General features: G+C 63.5%; 2 protein-coding genes. Both read right to left on the reverse strand.

Annotated elements, in window-relative coordinates; genetic code table 11:
- Nucleotides 1–889 (reverse strand): DUF459 domain-containing protein (locus tag EOA38_RS35575; RefSeq protein ID WP_127301416.1); only part of this gene is annotated, 889 nt, incomplete at its 3' end.
- Between the two features lie 110 nt (nt 890–999).
- Nucleotides 1,000–1,795: lytic murein transglycosylase (locus EOA38_RS35580; RefSeq protein WP_127301417.1), on the reverse strand; the 796-nt coding region annotated here is incomplete at its 5' end.

A 1,795-nucleotide genomic window follows, 5' to 3' on the forward strand; every position in this document is an offset into this window, starting at 1 on the left:
TGGCCAGCGGCTTTTCCGTATAGAAGGCCAGCTTGCGCTTGCCGGCCTTGGTCACGTTGATGCCGTCGTCGGAGCGCAGCCGCACCGCCTGGCCGTTGATGTCGGGACCGGAGGTGACGAAGGCGCCGTTCTCGTCGACGAAACCGTCCCAGACATCGACGAACTCGCCGCCATGATCCTGGGCAGCCGAATGATAGATGTCGTTGAAGGCCAGCATGTCCGAGGTCATCTTCGCCACGCGGAACGCCGGCATGCCGACCCACAGGAAAGGCACCTTGGCCTCCTGTATGGCCTTGCCCAGCGCTTCGGTGCGGCGTTCGTATTCCTTGGTCCAGTTCTCGGAGCGCGGCTGCTCGCGCACGTCGCCGACACGCATCTGCTGGCGATCGTTGGAGCCAAGCATGACCACCACGACGGAAGGCTTCTCCGTCTCGATCAGCGACTTGATCTCGACCGGCCAGTTATAGAAATCCTCACGCACGAAGCCGGATGAACCGTTACTGCGTGAAACGATCCTGACGGCCGGATTGTCGGCAAAGGCGGCGTCCAGGCCCTCGGCCAGCCCGCCTGCCAGGAAGTCGCCGACCACCAGCACGACGCGGGCATCCGGCGTCTTCTCGACGATCGGCGTTTCCGGTTCGGCCGGCGGGCGCGGCTTGGGTTTCTTCCTTGGTTTCGGCCTTGCCTGCTGGATGTCGGCCGGCGGCTCGATGCGCTCGCTGCGGCGCGGAAACAGGAGGTCGCGCAACGACCAGCCGCGGCTTTCCTCCTCTTGCGCGAAGGCAGGCGCATGGAAGGCGCCGGAGGCGGCGACGGCAAGCACTGCGACGGCCAGAATGAGGATCGGCAGGCGGCGAACGATCAGCCAGATGCGCGCAACCGTAACCAATCAAATCTCCATCCCTTGGCGCATGACCTTGCGAACGCGGGAAGTCATGCGCAAGCCAAAGCGCTACAGCATCCTTTCCGTATTTGAAAGGATTCACGCCATGGACGGCTCTACTGCTTGCGGAGCCATTTCAGCACTTCCAGGCTGGGATAGCCATCCTGGGTCAAGCCGACCTTTGCCTGGTAGGCCATAATGGCGGCCTTCGACCCATCGCCGATCTTGCCGTCGAACTTGCCGTCATAATAGCCGTGCTCGGAAAGCCGCTTCTGCAATTCCTGCCGCTCTTCGAAGCTGAGCTTGGTGAAAGGCCGCTGCCAGTCCTGCACAAGCCCGGTGCCGCCGGCGATCTCGTCAGCGAGCAGGCCGACGGCCAAAGCGTATTTGTCGGCGTTGTTGTAGGCTTTGATCACCGAGAAGTTGCGGATCATCAGGAAGGCAGGGCCGCCCCTGCCGTCGGGCACTTTCAGCGTCGCTTTGTCGGTCAGGTTCCTGAACGGCTTGCCATTGGCCCTGACGACGCCGAGCGCCTGCCATTGCGCCAGCGTCTTCGATCCGGCGGGCAGCTTGCCGGCCGGCAGGGTCACTTCGTAACCCCAGGTCTTGCCGGCCTGCCAGCCGTTCTTCCTCAAGAGGTTGGCTGAGGTCGCCAGCGCGTCGGGGATCGAGTTCCAGATGTCGCGCCGGCCGTTGCCGTCCATGTCGACCGCGTAGCGCTGGTAGCTGGTCGGGATGAACTGCGTCTGGCCCATCGCGCCGGCCCAGGAACCCATCAGGTGGCTTTCGTCGATGTCGCCGGTCTGCAGGATCTTCAACGCGGCGATCAGCTGGGTGCGGGCATATTTCGACCGCTGCGGGTCGCCATAGGCGAGCGTTGCCAGCGAACGGATGACATTGCGCATGATGTCA

The organism is Mesorhizobium sp. M1E.F.Ca.ET.041.01.1.1 (assembly GCF_003997355.1).
In the GTDB taxonomy this organism is placed as follows: Bacteria; Pseudomonadota; Alphaproteobacteria; order Rhizobiales; family Rhizobiaceae; genus Mesorhizobium.